Annotated in this window: 15 protein-coding genes and 1 pseudogene; 6 read left to right on the top strand and 10 right to left on the bottom strand. The window is 61.6% G+C overall.

Annotated elements, in window-relative coordinates:
* From OKW98_RS21975 to gloB, 8 genes and pseudogenes are all read right to left on the bottom strand, one after another.
* The gene (locus OKW98_RS21975; RefSeq protein WP_265386646.1) at window positions 1–1,611 is read right to left on the bottom strand and encodes an ABC transporter ATP-binding protein; all 1,611 of its coding nucleotides are present in this window, start codon (window positions 1,609–1,611) and stop codon (window positions 1–3) included.
* Between the two features lies 1 nt (window position 1,612).
* A complete protein-coding gene (locus OKW98_RS21970; RefSeq protein WP_191945774.1) occupies window positions 1,613–2,632 on the bottom strand; it encodes an ABC transporter permease in 1,020 nt (339 codons plus the stop codon).
* A 1-nt stretch (window position 2,633) separates the two neighbouring features.
* Window positions 2,634–3,707 carry a microcin C ABC transporter permease YejB gene (locus tag OKW98_RS21965; protein ID WP_265386645.1) on the bottom strand — a complete coding sequence of 358 codons (1,074 nt, stop codon included), beginning with the start codon at window positions 3,705–3,707 and terminating at the stop codon, window positions 2,634–2,636.
* Between the two features lies 1 nt (window position 3,708).
* Entirely contained in the window at window positions 3,709–5,619 is a 1,911-nt protein-coding gene (locus OKW98_RS21960; RefSeq protein ID WP_265386644.1) for an extracellular solute-binding protein, read from the bottom strand.
* The gene (locus tag OKW98_RS21955; RefSeq protein ID WP_265386643.1) at window positions 5,616–7,445 is read right to left on the bottom strand and encodes an extracellular solute-binding protein; all 1,830 of its coding nucleotides are present in this window, start codon (window positions 7,443–7,445) and stop codon (window positions 5,616–5,618) included. The genes OKW98_RS21960 and OKW98_RS21955 overlap by 4 nt, the downstream gene beginning before the upstream one ends.
* A 256-nt stretch (window positions 7,446–7,701) precedes the next feature.
* Complete coding sequence (locus tag OKW98_RS21950) at window positions 7,702–9,138, bottom strand: LysM peptidoglycan-binding domain-containing protein (RefSeq protein ID WP_416148532.1); 1,437 nt, start codon at window positions 9,136–9,138, stop codon at window positions 7,702–7,704.
* Window positions 9,139–9,203: 65 nt separating this feature from the next.
* A pseudogene (locus OKW98_RS27675) lies at window positions 9,204–9,315 on the bottom strand (lytic transglycosylase domain-containing protein); the annotation flags it as partial.
* Between the two features lie 99 nt (window positions 9,316–9,414).
* Window positions 9,415–10,194 carry a hydroxyacylglutathione hydrolase gene (gloB, locus tag OKW98_RS21945; RefSeq protein WP_265386641.1) on the bottom strand — a complete coding sequence of 260 codons (780 nt, stop codon included), beginning with the start codon at window positions 10,192–10,194 and terminating at the stop codon, window positions 9,415–9,417.
* Between the two features lie 99 nt (window positions 10,195–10,293).
* On the opposite strand from gloB, the gene OKW98_RS21940 reads away from it, so the two are divergent.
* The 4 genes from OKW98_RS21940 (at window position 10,294) to OKW98_RS21925 (ending at window position 13,294) form a co-directional block, all read left to right on the top strand.
* Window positions 10,294–11,052: a class I SAM-dependent methyltransferase gene (locus tag OKW98_RS21940; protein ID WP_265386640.1), complete on the top strand. Its 759-nt coding sequence runs from the start codon at window positions 10,294–10,296 to the stop codon at window positions 11,050–11,052.
* A 45-nt stretch (window positions 11,053–11,097) separates the two neighbouring features.
* The gene (rnhA, locus tag OKW98_RS21935) at window positions 11,098–11,550 is read left to right on the top strand and encodes a ribonuclease HI (RefSeq protein ID WP_265386639.1); all 453 of its coding nucleotides are present in this window, start codon (window positions 11,098–11,100) and stop codon (window positions 11,548–11,550) included.
* A 241-nt stretch (window positions 11,551–11,791) separates the two neighbouring features.
* Window positions 11,792–12,544 (top strand): DNA polymerase III subunit epsilon, encoded by a 753-nt coding sequence (gene dnaQ, locus OKW98_RS21930; protein ID WP_265389812.1) that lies wholly within the window; start codon window positions 11,792–11,794, stop codon window positions 12,542–12,544.
* A gap of 180 nt (window positions 12,545–12,724) precedes the next feature.
* Window positions 12,725–13,294: a GNAT family N-acetyltransferase gene (locus OKW98_RS21925; protein ID WP_416147538.1), complete on the top strand. Its 570-nt coding sequence runs from the start codon at window positions 12,725–12,727 to the stop codon at window positions 13,292–13,294.
* An 81-nt stretch (window positions 13,295–13,375) separates the two neighbouring features.
* Here OKW98_RS21925 and OKW98_RS21920 read toward each other — a convergent pair whose 3' ends face one another.
* A complete protein-coding gene (locus tag OKW98_RS21920) occupies window positions 13,376–13,588 on the bottom strand; it encodes a hypothetical protein (protein ID WP_265386638.1) in 213 nt (70 codons plus the stop codon).
* Window positions 13,589–13,917: 329 nt separating this feature from the next.
* On the opposite strand from OKW98_RS21920, the gene OKW98_RS21915 reads away from it, so the two are divergent.
* The gene (locus OKW98_RS21915) at window positions 13,918–14,481 is read left to right on the top strand and encodes an NADPH-dependent FMN reductase (RefSeq protein ID WP_265386637.1); all 564 of its coding nucleotides are present in this window, start codon (window positions 13,918–13,920) and stop codon (window positions 14,479–14,481) included.
* A 174-nt stretch (window positions 14,482–14,655) separates the two neighbouring features.
* Window positions 14,656–19,935, top strand: coding sequence for a dermonecrotic toxin domain-containing protein (locus tag OKW98_RS21910; protein ID WP_265386636.1), 5,280 nt, complete (start codon window positions 14,656–14,658; stop codon window positions 19,933–19,935).
* A 48-nt stretch (window positions 19,936–19,983) separates the two neighbouring features.
* Here the strand turns inward: OKW98_RS21910 and OKW98_RS21905 are convergent, their stop codons facing one another.
* Complete coding sequence (locus OKW98_RS21905) at window positions 19,984–21,135, bottom strand: acyl-CoA dehydrogenase family protein (protein ID WP_265386635.1); 1,152 nt, start codon at window positions 21,133–21,135, stop codon at window positions 19,984–19,986.
* Window position 21,136: the final 1 nt, after the last annotated feature.

The following is a 21,136-nucleotide window of genomic DNA, read 5'->3' as shown; positions in this document are numbered from 1 at the left end:
TTAATCGACAGCTGCCGGCGCCAAGAAGGCGGCCTCCAGCAGCTGCTGTGTATAAGGATGTTGCGGTGCGGCGAAGATGTCTTCTGCCACACCCTGTTCGACCACTTGGCCTTGCTTCACCACCATCAGTTGGTGGCTTAACGCCTTGACCACCGCCAGATCATGGCTGATGAACAAATACGTCAGGTTGTACTTGGTTTGCAGGGAGCGTAACAGCTCCACCACTTGACGCTGAACGGTGCGGTCGAGGGCCGAAGTCGGCTCGTCCAGCAAAATCAGCGCCGGTTTTAACACTAATGCCCGGGCAATGGCGATCCTTTGCCGCTGTCCCCCGGAAAACTCGTGGGGGTAGCGGTGCCGGGTCGCCGGGTCCAGACCCACTTCCTTGAGCGCTTCGATCACCGCCGCTTCCTGCTCCACCGGCGTACCCATCTTATGGATCCGCAGGCCTTCACCGACGATGTCGCACACCGACATGCGCGGGCTGAGGCTGCCGAACGGGTCCTGAAACACCACCTGCATCTGCCGCCGCAGCGGCCTGACCTGATGCTGATTCATCCCGTCCAGCGCTTGCCCGTGAAAGCGTATCGCGCCTTCGCTGCGAATCAACCGCAGGATCGCCAGACCCAGCGTCGATTTGCCCGAGCCACTCTCGCCGACAATCCCCAGCGTCTGGCCCTTGGGCAGACTGAAATGGATGCCGTCGACGGCCTTGACGTAATCGACCGTGCGCTTGAACACGCCTTTCTTGATCGGAAACCAGACTCGCAGGTCTTCGACTTCCAGCATCGGCGCGCCCGGCGGGTTGTTCGCCGGCCCGCCTTTGGGCTCGGCACTGAGCAGTTCCCGGGTGTACGGATGTTGCGGCGCGCGGAACAGCTCTTCGCACGATGCCTGTTCGACGATGCAACCGCGCTGCATGACACATACTCGGTTGGCAATTTGCCTGACGACGTTCAAATCGTGGCTGATCAGCAGCAAGCCCATGCCCAGCCGGGCCTGCAACTCCTTGAGCAGTTCGAGGATTTTCAGCTGCACCGTGACGTCCAGCGCGGTGGTCGGCTCATCGGCGATCAGCAGTTCGGGCTCGTTGGCCAGGGCCATTGCAATCATCACGCGCTGGCGCTGGCCGCCGGACAGTTCATGGGGCAGGGCTTTCAAGCGCTTGACCGGTTCGGGAATGCCCACCAGCTCCAGCAGCTCCAGCGTGCGCCGCGTCGCGGCTTTGCCGATCAGGCCCTTGTGAAGGCCGAGGACTTCGTTGATCTGCTTTTCGATGGACTGCAGCGGGTTCAGCGAGGTCATAGGCTCCTGAAAGATCATCGCGATGCGATTGCCGCGAATGCCGCGCAGACGCTTTTCGCTGACGGTCAGCAGGTCGTCGCCAGCGTAGCGAATCGTCCCGGTCGGATGGCGCGCCAGCGGGTAGGGCAGCAGCCGCAGGATCGAGTGGGCGGTGACTGACTTGCCCGATCCGCTTTCGCCGACCAGCGCCAGGGTTTCGCCCTTGCGGATGTCGAAGCTGATGCCTTCGACCACCCGCTGCACGCTGTTGCCGCTCACGAATTCGACGGAGAGGTCGCGGATCTCGACCAGATTGTCCTGATTCATCTCATTTCCTCGGGTCGAATGCGTCGCGGGCGGATTCGCCGATGAACACCAGCAGGCTCAGCATGATCGCCAGCACGGCGAAGGCGCTGATGCCCAGCCACGGCGCCTGCAGGTTGGATTTGCCCTGGGCCACCAGTTCGCCCAGTGAAGGCGATCCAGCGGGCAGGCCAAAGCCGAGGAAGTCCAGCGCGGTCAGCGTGCCGATTGCGCCCGTGAGGATGAACGGCATGAAGGTCATGGTCGACACCATCGCGTTGGGCAGGATGTGGCGGAACATGATCGCGCCGTTTTCCATCCCCAGCGCCCGGGCGGCGCGCACGTATTCCAGGTTGCGGCCGCGCAGGAACTCGGCGCGCACCACGTCCACCAGGCTCATCCACGAGAACAGCAGCATGATGCCCAGCAGCCACCAGAAGTTGGGCTGCACGAAGCTGGCGAGGATGATCAGCAGGTACAGCACCGGCAGCCCGGACCAGATTTCCAGAAAGCGCTGGCCGATCAGGTCCACCCAGCCGCCGTAGAAACCCTGCAGGGCGCCGGCAATCACGCCGATGATCGAGCTCAGGATCGTCAGCGTCAGGGCGAACAGCACCGACACGCGGAAGCCATAGATCACCCGCGCCAGCACGTCGCGCCCCTGATCGTCGGTGCCCAGCAGGTTGTCCCGCGAGGGCGGGGCAGGGGCCGGGACTTTCAGGTCGTAGTTGATGCTCTGGTAGCTGAACGGAATCGGCGCCCACAGCGTCCAGCCGTCTTTGGCCGCCAACAGCTCCTTGATGTACGGGCTCTTGTAGTTGGCTTCCAGCGGGAATTCGCCGCCGAACGTGGTTTCCGGATAGCGCTTGAACACCGGGAAGTACCACTCGCCGTCGTAGCGCACGGCCAGCGGTTTGTCGTTGGCGATAAGTTCGGCGCCCAGGCTTGCGCCGAACAGGATCAGAAACAGCCACAGCGACCACCAGCCACGCTTGTTGGCCTTGAAGCGTTCGAAACGGCGTCGATTGAGAGGGGACAACGTCATATCAATGATCCCTGCGGTCGAAGTCGATGCGTGGGTCGACCAGCGTGTAGGTCAGGTCGCCGATCAGTTTCACCACAAGACCCAGCAGGGTGAAGATGAACAGCGTGCCGAACACCACCGGGTAATCACGGTTGATCGCGGCTTCAAAACTCATCAGGCCAAGGCCATCAAGGGAAAAGATCACTTCCACCAGCAGCGAGCCGGTGAAGAAGATGCCAATGAACGCCGACGGGAAACCCGCGATCACCAGCAGCATCGCGTTACGGAACACGTGGCCGTAGAGCACGCGGCGCTGGGTCAGGCCCTTGGCCTTGGCGGTGATCACGTACTGCTTGCCGATTTCGTCGAGAAAGCTGTTTTTCGTCAGTAGGGTCATGGTGGCGAAGTTGCCGATGACCAACGCGGTGATCGGCAACACCAGGTGCCAGAAGTAGTCGCCCACCTTGCCCAGCCAGCTCATTTCGTCGAAGTTGGTGGACGTTAATCCGCGCAACGGGAACCAATCGAAGTAGCTGCCGCCGGCAAACACCACGATCAACAGGATGGCGAACAGAAACGCTGGAATGGCGTAGCCGACGATGATTGCCGAGCTGGTCCAGACGTCGAAATGGCTGCCGTGGCGCGTGGCTTTGGCGATCCCCAGTGGGATCGACACCAGGTACATGATCAGCGTGCTCCACAGCCCGAGGGAGATCGACACCGGCATCTTCTCGACGATCAGGTCAATGACCTTGGCGTCGCGGAAGAAGCTGTCGCCGAAATCCAGATGGGCGTAGTTCTTGACCATGATCCACAAGCGTTCCGGCGCCGATTTGTCGAAACCGTACATGTGCTCGATTTCTTTGATCAGGCTGGGATCCAGGCCCTGAGCGCCGCGATAGGTCGAGCCGGCCACCGAGACTTCTGCGCCGCCGCCGGCGATGCGGCTGGTGGCGCCTTCAAACCCTTCGAGCTTGGCGATCATCTGCTCCACCGGGCCGCCCGGCGCGGCCTGGATGATGACGAAGTTGATCAGCAGGATGCCGAACAGGGTCGGGATGATCAGCAGCAAGCGCCGCAGAATGTAGGCCAGCATGTTATTGCTCCGTGCCTTTAGGCTGCTCGGTTTCAGGCTGGGCGGGTTCAGGCTCTGCGGCGTCCGGCGCGACTTGCACTGGAATGGCGGGCGTCGCGTCGGGTTTGACCCACCAGGTCACGGTGCCGATGTCGTAGAGCGGTGTTTTGTTCGGGTGGCCCAGGTGATCCCAGTACGCCACGCGCCAGGTCTTGATGTGCCAGTTCGGGATCACGTAGTAGCCCCACAGCAGCGCGCGGTCGAGGGCACGGGTGTGATCAATCAGGCTCTGGCGCGAGTCGGCGTTGATCAAGCCGTTCACCAGCGTGTCGACCGCCGGGTCCTTGAGGCCGATCACGTTGTAACTGCCTGGCTTGTCGGCGGCGGAAGAGTCCCAGTATTCGCGCTGCTCGTTACCCGGCGAGCTCGATTGCGGGAAACTGCCGACGATCATGTCGTAGTCCCGTGAACGGCGTCGGGTGATGTATTGCGAGACGTCGACACGGCGAATCTCCAGATCAATACCGATGTCGGCCAGGTTGCGTTTGTACGGCAGCAACACGCGCTCGAATTCGGTCTGGGCCAGCAAAAATTCGATGGTGACGGGCTTGCCTTCGGTGTCGACCATCTTGTCGCCGACGATCTTCCAGCCGGCGTCCTTGAGCAGCTGGAACGCCTTGCGCTGTTGCTCGCGGATGATGCCGCTGCCATCGGTGACCGGCAGCTTGAATGCCTCGCTGAACACCGATTCCGGCAGCTTGCCGCGCAGGGGCTCGAGGATCTTCAGCTCGGCAGGCGTCGGCAGGCCTTTGGCGCCCATGTCGGAATTGTCGAAATAGCTTTTGGTGCGGGTGTAGGTGCCGAAGAACAGCTGCTTGTTGGTCCACTCGAAGTCGAGCAACAGGCTGAGCGCCTGACGCACGCGCACGTCCTGGAACATCGGCTTGCGCAGGTTGAAGATGAAGCCCTGCATACCCTGGGGATTGCCGTTGGGAATTTCTTCCTTGATCAGACGGCCTTCTCTGACCGCCGGAACGTCATAGGCGGTTGCCCAGTTCTTCGCCGCCATTTCCTGCCAGAAGTCGAAGGCGCCGGCTTTCAGTGCTTCGAGGGCCACCGTGTTGTCGCGGTAGTAGTCGGTGGACAGCCGGTCGAAGTTGTAGAAACCCTTGTTGATCGGCAGGTCCTTGCCCCAGTAATCCTTGACCCGCTCGTAGCGCACCGAGCGCCCGGCCTTGACCTCGACCACCTTGTACGGCCCGCTGCCCAGCGGAATTTCCAGGTTGCCCTTGCTGAAGTCGCGGCTGGCCCACCAGTGCTTGGGCAGCACTGGCAACTGGCCGAGAATCAGCGGCAATTCGCGGTTGTCGTTGTGCTTGAACTTGAACAGCACCGTGGTCGGGTTTTCGGCGACCGCCTGATCAACGTCCGCGTAGTAGCTGCGGTACAGCGGCGAGCCGTCCTTGATCAGGGTCTCGAAGCTGAACACCACGTCTTCGGCACGGACCGGATGGCCGTCATTGAACTTGGCTTCCGGGCGCAAATAGAAACGCACCCAGCTGTTGTCCGGGGCTTTCTCGATCTTGCCGGCAATCAGCCCGTATTCGGTGAACGGCTCGTCCAGGCCCTGGCGGGCGAGGGTGTCGTAGATCAGGCTGATGTCGTCGGCGGGCACACCCTTGCTGATGAACGGGTTGAGGCTGTCGAAGCCACCAAAACCGGCACTGCGCAGGATGCCGCCTTTGGGGGCATCCGGGTTGACGTAGTCGAAATGCTTGAAGTCCGCCGGGTATTTCGGCGCTTCGTTGTACAGGGTGATGGCGTGTTGCGGAGCCGCCTGGGCTGCACCGGTCACGCCCAGCAGCAGCGGGGCCAGCACGAACGGGCTCAGAAACAGGCCGCCGGCGCGGGTCAGGGAGCGCAGGGCAGTCATTGGGTTTTCTCCGAAGGCTTGAGCCACCACGCACGCAGGCCCAGGGTGTAGGGCGGGGTGGTGACCATGGCGAACCGGTTGCGGTACGCCAGACGATGATTATTGAGGTACCAGTTGGGGATCATGTAGTGCTGCCACAGCAACACGCGATCCAGGGCGCGGGTCGCCGCCACCTGGTCATCCCGGGTTTTTGCCGCCAGCAACTGGTTGAGCAGGTTGTCGACCACCGGGTTGGCGACGCCGGCGTAGTTTTTGCTGCCTTTGATGTTGGCCTGGCTGGAATGGAAATACTGCCATTGCTCCAGCCCCGGACTGAGGGTCTGGTTCAGGGTCATCAGGATCATGTCGAAATCGAACTGGTCGAGTCGCTGTTTGTACTGAGCGCGGTCGACGGTGCGCAGGTGCGCGTCGACGCCGATCCGCGTGAGGTCTTCGATGTAGGGCTGCAGGATTCGTTCTAGATTGGGATTGACCAGAAGTATTTCGAAACGCAACGGCTGCCCGGCGCTGTTGGTCAAGCCGCGTTCGGTGAACGTCCAGCCCGCGTCGGCCAGCAGCCCCAGCGCCTTGCGAATGGAATCCCGGGGCACGCCGCCACCGTCGGTCTTCGACACCGCGAAGGGCTGGGTAAACAGCTTGGCCGGTAACTGCTCGCGGTAGGGCGCGAGCATGAGGAACTCGCGGCCGGCGGGCAGTCCGCTGGAGGTGAATTCGCTGTTGGGGTAGTAGCTGGTCGAGCGCATGTAGGCGTCGTTGAACAGCGTGCGGTTGGTCCACTCGAAGTTGAACATCAGCCCCAGGGCTTCGCGCACGCGGATGTCGGCAAACGCGCCGCGACGGGTGTTCATGAACAGCCCTTGGGTCTGCGTGGGGATCTGGTGCGGGATCTGCGCCTTGATCACCTTGCCCTCGGTCACCGCCGGGAAGTCATAACCGGTGAGCCAGTTCTTCGCCTGATGCTCGATGTAGATGTCGAATTCGCCCGCCTTGAAGGCTTCGAACGCCACGTCGGCATCGCGGTAGAACTCCACCTCGACCCGATTGAAGTTGTACTTGCCGCGATTGACCGGCAGGTCCTTGCCCCAATAATCCTTCACCCGCTCGAACACCAGACTGCGCCCCGGCCGCACCTGGGTGATGCGATAGGGGCCGCTGCCCAACGGGGCGTCGAACGTGGTGGCCTTGAAGTCGCGGTTCTTCCAGTAATGTTGCGGCAGGACCGGCAGCTCGCCGAGGCGCAGAATCAGTAATGGGTTGCCGGATCGCTTGAACACGAAACGAATGCGATGGCGGTTGAGGATGTCCACCCGCTGCACTTCCTGCAACGCGGTGCGGTACTGCGGGTGACCGTCCTTGAGCAGAGTTCTGTAGGAAAACGCCACGTCGTAGGCGGTAATCGGCTTGCCGTCGTGAAAGCGCGCCTCGGGGCGCAGGTTGAACACCACCCAACTGCGGTCGTCGCTGTACTCGACGGTTTTGGCGATCAGGCCATAACTGGAGGTGGGTTCATCGCCGGAGGGGTCGTACTGGCCGGTGCCGACCATCAGCGGTTCGTTCAGCTCGCTGACGCCGTACTGGCCGAAGTTGGCCGTCGAAATCGGGCTGCTGCCCTTGAAGGTGTAAGGGTTGAGGGTGTCGAACGTGCCGTTGGCCATGATTCGCAGGGTGCCAGTCTTCGGCGCCTCAGGATTGACCCAGTCGAAATGCGTGAAGCTGGCAGGGTACTTGAGGACACCGAATTGTGCGTAACCATGGCTTTCGCTGATGGTCGCGGCGGCTGTCGTGCTCAAGACCAGGCTGAAAGTCAGCAGCAGGTGACGTATCAAGTCGGCGGTCGATCCAGGCAGCGGTCGGTCACAGTAACAGCTTGTATCGGCTGGAAAAAGGGTGGGGCCGGGGTGTCAGGCTGACGCAACATCTGTAGGAGCGTGGCTTGTCCCGCGATCTGCCGGAGACCGGCAGCACATCCTGAGAGTTTGGTATGCCTGGCAGATCGTGAACACAGGTTTTTCGACGACTTTGTCACCGATCGCGGGACAAGCCACGCTCCTACACAGAGCGTCGGCGTTGCCGGCGACTTATCTAGTGGGGCAGGTACACCGTGAGTGTCTGCCCTGGCTTGAGGGCCTGGCCGCTGCGCGGGTTCCAGCGCTTGAGGTGCTGCATTTCGACGTTGAAGCGCTTGGCGACGAGGTACATCGAATCGCCTTTCTGGATCTTGTACTGCATCGACTTCTTGCCGGCGTCCTCGCCTTTGGCGCGGCTGTCAGCCTTGGCCACGGCACGGGAGCTGGCTTTCGCCGGTTTGCTGTTGTCCTGCATGACCAGCGTCTGGCCGACCTTGAGGTTCTGGCCGGACAGTTTGTTCCAGTGCTGCAAATCCTTGACGTCGACTTTGTTGATGCGCGCGATCTGCCCCAGGCTTTCGCCTTTCCTCACCTTGTAGGTGCGGGTGCGCGCAGGCTTCTCGTCCACTTCGGCGACTTCTTCGAACACCGGCATCGCGTACTGCATGCCCGGCTGCACCGGAATCGTCAGCGCCTGGCCGCGCTTCACCTGGTTGCCGGACAGCTTGTTGATGTCCTTGAGGGTGCTGGTCGAGACCTTGTAGCGGCTGGCGATGCTGGCCAGGCTGTCGCCCGGACGCACGCGGTATTGCTGCCAGTCGACCAGCTCTTCAGGCTTCATGTTCGACAGGTTGGTGGTCAGCAACTGGGATTTCGACGTGGGCACCAGCAGGTGCTGAGGGCCGTCGATGGTCAGGCGCTTCTTGAACGCCGGGTTGAGCTGGACCAGTTCGTCTTCGTCGATGTTCGCCATGGCGGCGACTTTCGACAGGTCCATGCGCTGATTCAGCTCGACCACCTGAAAGTACGGCTTGTTGTCGATCGGGCTGAGGTTGACGCCGTAAGCATCCGGCGACATGACCACCTGGGACAGCGCCAGCAGCTTAGGCACGTAATCACGGGTTTCCTGCGGCAGCGGCAGGTTCCAGTAATCGGTGGGCAGGTTGAGCTTTTCGTTGCGTTCGATGGCGCGGCTGACCGTGCCTTCGCCGGCGTTATAGGCCGCCAGTGCCAGCAGCCAGTCGCCGTTGAACATGTCGTGCAGCTTGGTCAGGTAGTCCAGCGCTGCCGTGGTGGACGCCGTAATGTCGCGGCGGCCGTCGTAGAAGTTGGTCTGACGCAGGTTGAAGTAGCGGCCGGTGGACGGAATGAACTGCCAGATCCCGGCCGCATCGCTGCGCGACAACGCCATCGGGTTGTACGCGCTCTCGATCACCGGCAGCAGCGCCAGTTCGAGGGGCATGTTGCGCTCTTCCAGTCGCTCGACGATGTAGTGCATGTACAGGCTGCCGCGGTTACCGGCGGTTTCGAGGAACGAAGGGTTGTTGGCGTACCAGAGGCGTTGTTGATCAATACGTGGGTTCTGGTCGTTGCCGTCCTGCAACTGAAAACCCTGGCGCATGCGTTCCCAGACATCGTGGGGCGGGGCCAGCGGCACAGGTTTGCGCGCGATGTAAACAGGTTTTGGTTTGGTGCTGGCGACGGGATGAGCAGCGCTTGCGCCGTTCCCGGAGTCCAGGCCGCCGGTGCTCTGGCAGCCTGCCAATGCCGCGCTCGCGACCACCGCGATTGCCTGGGCCAACCGAGTCAATGTGTCGGAATTGAAGGTTTTGCGTATAGATGACGACATTGGCTGGGGGATAGTTCCAGGCGAAAATGTCGGGGGATTCTAGAAAGTGGCTGCTGAACGGTCAACCTTTCAGAATTTCCGTGCTGATTCGCCGCCTGTTTAGAACTTATCTTTCCATGCCCGCAGCACGGCAAAGACCTCTGTGGGCGTTGAATTGTGGGTTCCGCTCCGTTCGTCTGCTTTTTGTTTCACGGAGATGACGGCTGCCCGCAGGAACGGATTGGTCTTGCGCTCCAGCGCCAGCGTCGACGGCACGCTGATGCGGTTTTGCTCACGCCATTGCGTCACTTGTTCAAAGCGTTGCAGCACGTCGGCGTTGCCCGGCTCGACCGCGACGGCAAAGCGCAGATTGCTCAAGGTGTATTCGTGGGCGCAGTAGACGAGGGTGCTGTCGGGCAGCTCGGCCAGCCGGCTCAGCGAGTGATGCATCTGCTGCGGGGTGCCTTCGAACAACCGGCCGCAACCGGCGGCGAACAGCGTATCGCCACAGAACAGCAGCGGCTGTTGCGCGTCAGCATGGTAAAAGGCGATGTGGCCCAGGGTGTGGCCGGGGACTGCATGGACGGCAAATGTCAGGCCGAGTACGGTGAGCTGATCGTTGTCGGACAGGGCCACGTCCCGCGCCGGAATGTTCTCGCTGGCCGGGCCGTAGACCTTGGCGCCGGTGAGCGTTTTAAGTTGGGCGACGCCGCCAGTGTGGTCGGCGTGGTGATGGGTGATGAGAATGTCGGTCAGGCGCCAGTCCGGGTTGCGCTCCAGCCAGGCGATGACGGGGGCGGCATCACCCGGGTCAACCACGGCGCAGCGCTTGGTGGCATTGTCTTGTAACAACCAGATGTAGTTATCGCTGAAAGCGGGCAGGGCATCGACCTGTATCATGGCGCGGTTCGCTTGGCTGGAAACATAGAGAAGCATCTTAGGGTCTGAACAGACTCGAGGCGAGTCTCTATCGCAATGACCCTCTCATGGAGACCGGAAATGACCGATGAAGCGTTCGCCCAGGCCGATCCCGAATGGCTTGAGCTGATCAGCGCCGCCCGCGACTGGCTGTCCGGGCCCCTGGGGCAGTTGTTGCTGGAAGAAGAAAGCCGCGTGCTGGAGCAGGAGCTCGAGCGTTTTTTTGGCGGTTATCTGGTGCATTACGGTCCGTCCGCGGAAACCCCGCCGGCGGCAAAGCAAGTGCAGCGCAACGTGCGACTGGGCGCGCCGTTGCCGGGTGTCGAGATTGTCTGCGAGGAGCAGGCTTGGCCGCTGAGCGAGCACGCTGCCGACGTGGTGGTCATGCAGCACGGCCTGGATTTCTGTCTGTCGCCCCACGGCCTGTTGCGCGAAGCCGCCAGCAGCGTGCGTCCCGGCGGGCATCTGGTGATCGTCGGCATCAATCCCTGGAGCACCTGGGGCATTCGTCATTTTTTCGCCAATGACGCCCTGCGCAGGGCGCGCTGCATCTCGCCTTCACGGGTCGGCGACTGGCTCAACCTGCTGGGCTTCGCGCTGGAGAAACGCCGCTTCGGGTGCTATCGTCCGCCGCTTGCTTCGCCCAAGTGGCAGGCCCGTCTGGCCGGGCTCGAACGTCTCGGCGATGGCTGGCAAAGTCCTGGCGGCGGCTTCTATCTGTTGATCGCGCGCAAGATGAGTGTCGGACTGCGGCCCGTGCGCATGCCGCGTCGCGAGCCGATGGGCAAACTGCTGCCGCTGCCGATGGCCAAGGTCAATCGGCGCACGCCCGAGCCTTGATTCAGCGGCTGGCGCCACGCTTTCTCAATTTCTGGAAACATCGTAATGAGCGATACCGTAGAACTCTTCACCGATGGCGCCTGCAAGGGCAACCCGGGTCCCGGCGGCTGGGGCGCGTTGCTGGTGTGCAAAGGCGTCGAAAAAGAACTCTGGGGCGGTGAGGCCAACACCACCAATAACCGCATGGAGCTGCTCGGCGCCATTCGCGGGCTCGAAGAACTGAAGCGGCCTTGCGAAGTGGTTCTGGTGACCGACTCGCAATATGTGATGAAGGGCATCACCGAGTGGATGGTCAACTGGAAGAAGCGCGGCTGGAAGACAGCGGCGAAGGAACCGGTGAAGAACGCTGATCTGTGGAAGCAACTGGACGAGCAGGTCAGCCGCCACAAGGTGAGCTGGCAGTGGGTGCGCGGGCACATTGGCCATCCCGGCAACGAACGCGCTGACCAGTTGGCCAACCGTGGCGTGGATGAAGTGCGCGGTATCAAGCACGCTTGATCAATACACAGGCCTGCTGACGCTGGATGTTGACGACTGTAGGAGCCGGCTTGCTGGCGAATGCATGCGTTCAGCCGACATCTTCGTCCCTGACACAACGCGTTCGCCAGCAAGCCGGCTCCTACAGAAACAGTGTGCGCGCGTCGCCAGAAGGCGATAGCCGCGCACGCACATCGCAAAATCCCCATGCTAATATCCGCGCCTGAAGCTGAGGCGGTAGGCAATGACTGTACAAAACATCATCACTGAACGAAGGGTAGTCCTCGATACCGAGACCACCGGTATGCCCGTCACCGACGGCCACCGGGTCATCGAAATCGGCTGCGTCGAGCTGATCGGCCGGCGCCTGACCGGGCGGCATTTCCACGTTTACCTGCAACCGGACCGGGAGAGTGACGAGGGCGCCATTGGCGTTCACGGCATCACCGACCAGTTCCTCATCGGCAAACCGCGTTTCGCTGAAGTCGCCGACGAATTCTTCGAGTTCGTCAAAGGCGCTCAGCTGATCATCCACAACGCGGCGTTTGACGTCGGCTTTCTGAACAACGAATTCGCCCTGATCGGCCAGCACGATCGCGCGAACATCAGCACTTACTGCACGATCCTCGACACCCTGGCGATGGCCCGCGAGCGGCACCCGGGCCAGCGCAACAGCCTCGATGCGCTGTGCAAACGCTACGACGTCGACAACTCCGGCCGCGAGCTGCACGGCGCCTTGCTCGACTCCGAGATTCTCGCGGAAGTCTATCTGGCGATGACCGGTGGCCAGACGACCCTGTCGCTGGCGGGCAACAACGATGGTGAGGGCGGCGCTGACCGTCCTTCCGAGATCCGCCGGATCGCCAACCGCACGCCGGGGCGCATCATTGTCGCCAGCGAGTCCGAGCGGGCGGAGCACGAGGCGCGTCTGGCGGTGATCGCCAAATCCGCCGGCGCCCCGGCCCTGTGGACCCAGTTGCTCGAAGCGCAGGCCCAGGCTCAGACCGAAGCCTGACGGTGGCAGCCTCGTTCTCGCGCGGCAAACACGGTAAGTGTGGGAATGACCGGGGTGGCGCTCCACCTTGCTCACGAAGACGGCACTTCAGGCGCCATAGATGAACCGGATGCAAGGGCCTCTTCGCGAGCAAGCTCGCTCCCACACTATGCATCGGCGGTTGTTTGATGAGAGAGGCCCATGGTGAACACGTCCAGCCCGACTTTCAGCATTCGTGTTGCTGACGAATGCTTCGAAGATTACATCCTCAACAGCGAATTCACCTTCACGGTCACAGGCTATGCGCAGGTGCAGATCGGCGAGCCTGTGGCGCACTGGCACGTCGATGCGGTCGAGCCCTACCTGAAAAACTACGGCATTGATTCCGAAGAGTTCTGCAATTATCGAGATGCCGCCGACAGCACCGTGCTGGTGGCCTGGCTCGATGAGCAGCCGGTCGGGCATGTGGTGGTCAGCGAGCACTGGAACGGTTTCGCCCACATCGACGAACTGGCGGTGGACACCGGAGCGCGGCGTAACGGCGTGGCGCAAAAGCTGCTGGACGTGGCGCAGTTCTGGAGTCGCAAGCGCGGTCTGCCGGGCATCACCCTGGAGACCCAGAACAATAATCTGGAGGCGTGCCGGTTATATGAGCGCTACGGATTTGTGGTCGGCGGGGTGGATCATCTGCGCTATCGCGCAATAGAACCGTTGACGCAGGAGGCGGCGATTTTCTGGTATCTGCTGTTCGACGCGCCGGTCGTCGATTGAAGCTGCAAGCCCGTAGGGCCTGAGTCGCGGCCGCACAATGTGAGCGGCCTGTTTGGAAAGAGCCGGGCTTGCAGCAGCGCTTTAGCGCTCTCTTGTCAGTACGACCTTGCTTTGAATCAACTCGAATTCCTCTCCGCTCAAGTGCTTGACGCGGTCGCCAATGGCCAGGCGATAAGTCGAAACGGGCTCCTTGCCACCAGCCTCATCGGGCTGTGATTCACGGAATTCATGCACCGAGTACACGCGTCCCTCCGCATCCCTCGCATGAAATTGCCCAACTAGAACTGAAGCCATTTGCTTTGTAACCTCTGGAAATAACTGCTCGTTTTCGCTCGCATCCTAACACTGCGAGTGAATAAACCGTGTCCGCTTGTAAGGTAATCCCCCAATTTAGATGAGGACCTTATTCGCCTAAGGCAGTCAGACCGCCGTTTTCCGGGGTAGTTTTCGCGAGCTGGAAAAATAGTCGCGACCGACGGTAGCACTGCCCGCGTGGCGCAGGCGGCGTTAAGCCCCCGCTACAGCATCGAACGCTTCGATGATTAGCAACGGAAAAACAACACAGAATCTCGTGCATGTTTCATCTATAACTGTTGTTCCCTCCACAGCAGAAGGTCCGTTTCATGAGCCAGGTTCATTCGATTGCAGTCATCGTCGGCAGCTTGAGGAAAGATTCAATCAACCGCAAAGTCGCCCATGCACTGGCCGAACTGGCGCCGTCCAGCCTGAAGCTGAGCATTGTCGAAATCGGCGACCTGCCGTTGTACAACGAAGACATCGACCATGATTCGCCGCCTGCCGCTTACACCGCATTCCGTGAAGCCTTGCAGGGCGCAGACGGCTTTCTCTTCGTCACCCCGGAATACAATCGCTCGGTGCCGGGCGCACTGAAAAACGCCATCGACGTCGGCTCGCGCCCCTACGGTAAAAGCGCCTGGGGCAGTGCGAAGCCGGCGGCAGTGGTCAGTGCGTCGCCAGGGGCGATCGGTGGTTTTGGCGCCAATCAGCATCTGCGCCAGTGCTTCGTGTTCCTCGACGTGCTGTGCATGCAGCAACCGGAAGCGTACCTGGGCAACGCGGGCACCTTCTTTGACGAACACGGCAAGTTGAACGAGAAAACCCGTCCATTCCTTCAGAACATCATTGATGCCTTCGCCGGCCATGTTGAGCGCACGCTGAAGGTTTAAGGGGGAGTGTGGGCGACGCCGATTCGCCGCGTCTTCGCCAGTCAATCCTGAATTTCAGTGCCCGTGTACAGCATTATGTAACGCAGATGCCCCACGGTTATTCCCTACGCTTCTTGCTTTCCTGCCCATGCCCGGCTGACCGCCGGGCGTGGGCGTTTTGCTCAAGGAGCGGCAATGTCCACGGTTACTCCCCTCTATTTCCAAAGCGCGTCCCTCAGGCAGCGCTTCATCCATGAACTTGATCGCGCGACCGACGCGGGGCGTCTTCAGCCTGAAGAGCTGGCGTGGCTCAGCAAGCTGACGCTGTCGCCTCCCGGGCAGGGCGCAGTCGCCGATCCTGACCCGGTGCGGGTAGATCGTCTGGTTCTCAACGACGATTTGCCCACATCGCTTGAGGTCTCGGCGGCGTTGTTGTTAAGCCATTCCCGGACCGCTGACGCGAGGATTTACCTGTTCACGCTCGCTGACGGTCTCGCCGTGTTCGGTGATCGTCAATCGTTGCTGACGGCGCTGTTCGCGCGATTTGCGGGCGGCGATGCAACGACGGGTATTGAATACGAAAAGATCGACGGTGATGCGTTCTCGGCCCAGATGCGGGCAATCGTTGAGTTTCAGGCCGCCTCTGTTCGGCAGCTCACGGCGCGTTTCAGACTTACGCCGACGCTGTTCGCCGTGTTGTGTGACACGCTGGCGCTGCAGTTGAGCCGGTTGTCGCCGCCGCTGCACGTTGATCCGGCCACCCACCTGATGCGCATCGTGCAGCCCGCTTCCGGCGCCGACGAGGAACGCGTGTTGATCACGCAAACCCTTGCGCAAACCGTGTTCGAAGACTTTTGCGGCTTCCGCCAGCTCCCGGACGTAAGCCGGCAGTTCCTGGATGCACAAGGCGGGCGGGTCAACGAGCAGGATGCTGTCCAGGTGGCCAAAGCGCTGAGGGACGCTATCACGCAGCTCCCCGTGCACTATGCGCAATGGCTGGAGCGATTCTGGAACGACCCGTCGCACGGTCGCCCATTCTGCGAGATCGCCATCGAAAGCTACAGGACCAGCCTGTCAAACGAGCTGTACAGCAGGGTTCAGGACGGCACACTTTCTGCGCTGCAATACCAGGCGCTGAGGTCTTTGCGTCGAGGGGCTTGCAGTGCACTCGACACCGATCTGCCCGGCAGGCGGATCGTCCTGCAATGGGCGGATGGCACACGAAAAACCCTGGCCGGCACCTTCGTTCTGGACGTCGGACCGACCCTGCCGGGGCCGCTCTTCTGGTTCTCGCCGGATCACGAGCTCAAACCGTTCGAGAACCTCCCGGCGCTAACGGCGTTCTGCTCAACCCCTGAAGGCAGCGATATCTTGAGCGCCGGACTGGATCTGGCGGATCAGTCACTTCTCCTGCGGGCTGACGGGTTCGAGCTGTTGCTTGAGGACATCGCCGAGCCGTTGGTCGCCGAGCGGGTGGAGTCAATCTTCACGATGCAGCTTCGTAATCTGCAGCACGTCTGCCGCTTGAAAACACAGGCCGAGCAGATGTCGGCCATGTTCGACGATTCGCTGGACGTGCGTCGGTTGATCGACCCGCGGCAGCAGCATTTCAGCGCAGGGCGATGGACGTCGAACGTGCCGCTGAATTTCGGCCGAACGTGGGAGCAGAGTGAAACGGATGACCTGGTTCTGGTCGACTCCGTCAGCGGCCCCGACGAGACCGTCCTCTTCCCTTATGACAGGGGCCGTACCAGCGCGCCCCTTGCCCAACAGCTCCCGCCGTCATGGCTGGAGCAAACCCAGGTCTCCGACGCAGGTGCCGAGCATTTGCGCGAGTTGGATAACGCACTGGTGAGCTACGCCGAAACGGCCCTTCAGGCGTATATCTGCGTGGCTTCACCCACGCAGCTGTTGGCGCGAGATGTGCGATTGCGTTGGTTGGCGTCATCGGCGCCCGATGCATCGGATGTGGAAATGAACTCGGTAGCGGTCAGTGAATCCCTGCGAGTCTTCTCCAGCGACCTGGTGTCATTGCTGCTCGAACGCGTGAGCGGTCACCGCCGCAGCCCTCTTGCACACACTGCCCAGATCATAGTGCCGCCAGAAAGTCCTGCGGCGAACGTTGACATGGAACTGGTGAATTTTCTGATTGAGCGAGCGGCCACGGAGTTTGCTGCCCGCTACGTCGAGCATTTCCGGCAATCACAAATCGGCAAAGCGCGCCTCGGAAACCGCCAGCTTCAGCCGGTCGCGACGGCCTTGAGCTTACGCGAGGATGTTTTGCGCCTGGACTTGGCATTGATGCAACGAAAGGCGGCGCTGAGCGCTGCGTCCGTAGCCATGGTCAGTCAGGTGCTCGACTCGCCCGTCCGCTCCCAGAGATCAGGTGGCAGCGCCACTGTCACCGAAGTGTTTACCCTGGCGATCGTGTGTGACGACGCGCCCGGCGCAGCGATCAGCGACGCGCTCGTGCTGGTGCAGCCAGCCAACCCGTCGGCGGGCGCGATGGTGTGGGTCGGCCCGCGTGGCTGGCAACATTTCGCGTCGGTCCAGGTGCTGAGTGAACGCCTGCTGAGCGCGCTCAGGGGACCACGGGCTGAACGCTTGCTCAGTCTGCTCAGCGAGCGTGATCAGTTACTGCTGCGCAATCACTTGGCGCGCAGCCCCGCCAAACCGATGCGCGTGCACATGCAACGAGTGGACGGGCACGCAATCAGAGCCCTGCAGCAATCGGTCCTGGATCGACAACTGCAGAACCTTCAGCAGCTGTGTGCACGCGCTGCGCGCTGTCGCTTCGAGGCCCAGCTGTTTATCGAATTGGCCCGATCGACCGAAGTCGACGAGCAATTGATCCGCACGCTCGACAACATGTCCGTGCGCATCGACATCACGCTGTTCGAGGAGTTGTTGCCGCCATGGCTGAAATCGGCGTCAGTGGCCGACATGAAAACCTACAACGAGATCTGGCGTCGGTATTACGTGGTCAGCAGTGGCCATGAGAGTTTCCTGTTCGACATTCCGAGCCTTAAGGACTACTCGCGGGACCGGTTGATCGAGCAGTTCGCCAAGGACTTCCCCGACAAGCAATGGGACCCGGACCATATCACGGTAACCCTGCGTCGCTACGTCCCGGGATTTCCCGGGGTGGGCCAGATACCGTCGGGCATCCCCGCTGCGACCTTGTCAAACAGCGAATCGCTGACGGATTACGCGGTCAACCGCTTTGTCGACATTCAGGACGGCGTCCTGACCGTGTCCTCCGTCGAACATCCGGATGCGGTCGGTCTGCTGACCGCCAGTTACCTGCGCAGCATGACCCGGGATCTGGACATCGGCGGTAGTTTCATGGTGATCCTGCGTCAGGCCCTCAATCCTGCGAATCCCGACTGGCCAAGGCGTTCCCGACTCTACGCCGAACAACTGCCGCCGATGATGCAGGCGGTGGCGATGCAGCAAAAGCTCGAAGGGCGCCTGAGCGCCGAGGCGTACGCGTTTATCTCACGGGTGATGGAGATGCCGGACGGCATTGCACGGGAGCCCGTGGGCGAGACCCCTGTGATCATCAGCCCTCTGCGATTGGTCGCCGACGAAGGCATGCCCCCCGATGCCGTCAAAGGCGCGTATCTGATCTGTCCACGCGGGGCCGACCGAGGGCCGGTGATCCTGCACGCGATCATTCACCCGGCTTTCGTCTTCCGTGAATACCCTGACCTGGCGGCACTGCTGGCTGATGTCCGCACGGACGAGGCCTTGCAGCGGATGCTGCTGGAGCGGCTGGACCCAGAGGTGCGCAAGCGCTACGAGCACGGTGGTTTCATTGAGCCACACTTGCCGTTCGCTGCCGAGAGCTTCGGTGACGTGCCCACTCACACGCCGGGGCCGGTGACCGTGTCGCTGGCTGAGGATAAGGGCAACGCGCTGCAGTTTCTGCTGACCGACACAGTGAATCTGCTGGTCGACCTTGGCGTGGCGAACACCGTAACCACCGCGCAGGCCGATCAGGCATCACTGAAGTTTCTCGGCATGCTGGGCCTTGAACAGGTGTTAAGCGTGATGCCCGGCAAGCTGGCCACGATGGCGGCCCTTTGGCAGAGCCATAGCCTGTTGCAAGCGTCGGCAGCGTCAGCCTCGGGCCGCCGCTGGGGCGAGGCGATTTCCGAGTTTTCCGCCGCGCTGGGTGTGATGGTCACGGCCAGGGAACAGGCTGACAAGGATGACCTGATAGAAGGCGAGCTGGCGGCAGGCGAGGCGTTGCCGCCCGTAACATTCCAGTGGGCGGGCGTGAAACTGACTGCCGACCAATTGAAGCGACTGCGAGCCCTGGAAGCCAGGAACGTTTCATTGAATGACCTCAAGCGAGATGACTTGCTCAGCCTCTACCGCGACAGCAAGACCCACACACTTTACGCGGCGGTCGGGGGCACTGTTTACCAGATCCAGCGCCGAGGCGAAGACGGGCAGTGGATGATTGTGGGCGAGGACGGAACGCCCGGCCCGCTCGTGCGGCTTGATGGTCGTCAGCGCTGGCAACTGGATATTGGCTTGAAAGGCGGAGGCGGGGTGTTGACCCGAATGCGCGCTCAGGGTGCGCAGCGAAGTGCCGAAGACGCCTTGATCATCGAGGCCACGGGGATGCCGGAAATCCGCACGTTGTATCGGGAAAGAGCGCTGGCCATTGGTCAGGCGCATCTTCAGGCCAAGCGTTACCTGGAAAATTGCCTGGACAACCTCAACGTGCATTCGCCGGGAACGCCGCCGGACCCTCGCGTGCTCGAGATCGTGGGGGACTTTTTCGGGGTGAACCCACCCGGTGAGGATCTGTTGATCGAGACCGAGCGCGCGGTCAAGTTGCTGTTCGATGAAGTGATGGACGCCTCGCTGTCGCCCTACTCATCGCCGCGTTACGTCGTCGGATCCACCCGTCCCGGTCATGAGAGTACGCTGGCCTTCATCATCAAGTCGGACCCCAGGAAACGCCTGTTTCTGACCGAGCGGTTTTTTCAGTTGCCGCCGTACAGGTTATCGGCTGAGCCACAAGGCTTTGACATGCCTGCGCACTACCGTGCGGCAGTGCTCATACACGAGCTGTCCCATCTGGTACTGCGCACCCACGACATCGCCTACCTGGAAACCAGCGCGCCGTTTCCGGACCTGCTGCTGGCCAACAGCGCCAACGCGATCAAGTTCAGGTCCGATCTTGAGCGTCTGCAACGTGAGGGCCTGTCACATTTCAGCGAAAGGGACGACCTGTTCCTGCACATGAAAGACGGTGAATGGTCGGATCTGGACTCACAAGACGGCGAAGCATGTTCCGCTGTCCTTAGCCTCACCAAATCCATGACGCTGGACGAGGCGCGGGATGAGTTTCTCCACGATGCGAAGAAACGAAGTCGGGTGCTGATGAAGAACGCTGACTCGGTGACCTTGCTGATTCTGCGCCTGGGCCGGCAGAACTTTGTCGTGCCGGGCGATTAAGTGAAGCAGCGCTGAGCCTTGGCAAGGCTAGCGCTGCCTCGTTTACGCTTACAGCGCGTAATGCCGCAGTTCGCGGGCGATCAGCAGGCGCTGGATTTCACTGGAGCCTTCGTAGATCTGTGTGATCCGCGCGTCCCGGTAATACCGTTCCACCGGGTAATCTTCCAGGTAGCCGTAGCCGCCGTGGATCTGTACCGCTTTGGAGCAGACCCATTCGGCCATTTCCGAAGCGAACAGCTTGGCCTGGGACGCTTCCGACAGGCAAGGCTTGCCGGCCGTTCTCAGGCGCGCGGCGTGCAAGACCAGTAGGCGTGTGGCGTTGATGCGGGTGTGCATGTCGGCCAGCAGATTGGCGATGCTCTGGTGCTCGATGATCGGCTTGTCGAACTGCACGCGCTCACGGGCGTAACCCAGCGCTGCCTCGAATGCTGCCCGCGCGATGCCCAGGGCCTGAGCGGCGATGCCGATACGGCCGCCCTCCAGGTTGGACAGGGCAATCGAAAGCCCCTTTCCGCGCTCACCCAACAGGTTCTCGGCTGGAATCCGGCAATCGCTCAGGGTCACCGCGCAGGTGTCGGAGGCGCGGATGCCCATCTTGTGTTCCAGGCGATCAACCCTGTAGCCGGGGTTGTCGGTGGGCACCAGAAACGCTGACAGGCCGCGCTTGCCCAGCTCCGGGTCGGTCACCGCAAACACGATCGCCAATTGCGCGCGCTTGCCGTTGCTGACGAACTGCTTGGCGCCGTTGAGCACCCATTCGCCGTCTTGCAATTGCGCACGGGTGCGCAGGTTGTGGGCTTCGGAGCCTGCCTGGGGTTCGGTCAGGCAGAAGCAGCCGATGGCCTGGCCGGTGGCGAGTTTTTCCAGCCACTGGTGTTTCTGCGCGTCGCTGCCATAGTTGAGGACCGGCCCGCAGCCCACTGAACTGTGCACGCTCATCAGCGTGCCGGCGGCGCCGTCGGCGGCGGAGATTTCTTCGACTGCCAGCGCGTAGGCGATGTAATCGATGTAACTGCCGCCCCATTCCTCGGGGACGATCATGCCGAGCAGGCCCAACTCGCCCATCTTGGTCACCAGCGCGTCGTCGATCCAGCCGGCTTTTTCCCAGGCCTGGGCGTGGGGGGCGATTTCATTGCGTGCGAACTCCCGCGCCATGTCGCGGATCATCACCTGTTCTTCGGTCAGTTCAAGATCTTGCATA

The organism is Pseudomonas sp. KU26590 (genome assembly GCF_026153515.1).
GTDB lineage: Bacteria > Pseudomonadota > Gammaproteobacteria > Pseudomonadales > Pseudomonadaceae > Aquipseudomonas.
The sequence above is the reverse complement of the archived record's forward strand: the minus strand, read 5'-3'. Positions and strand labels throughout refer to the sequence as shown.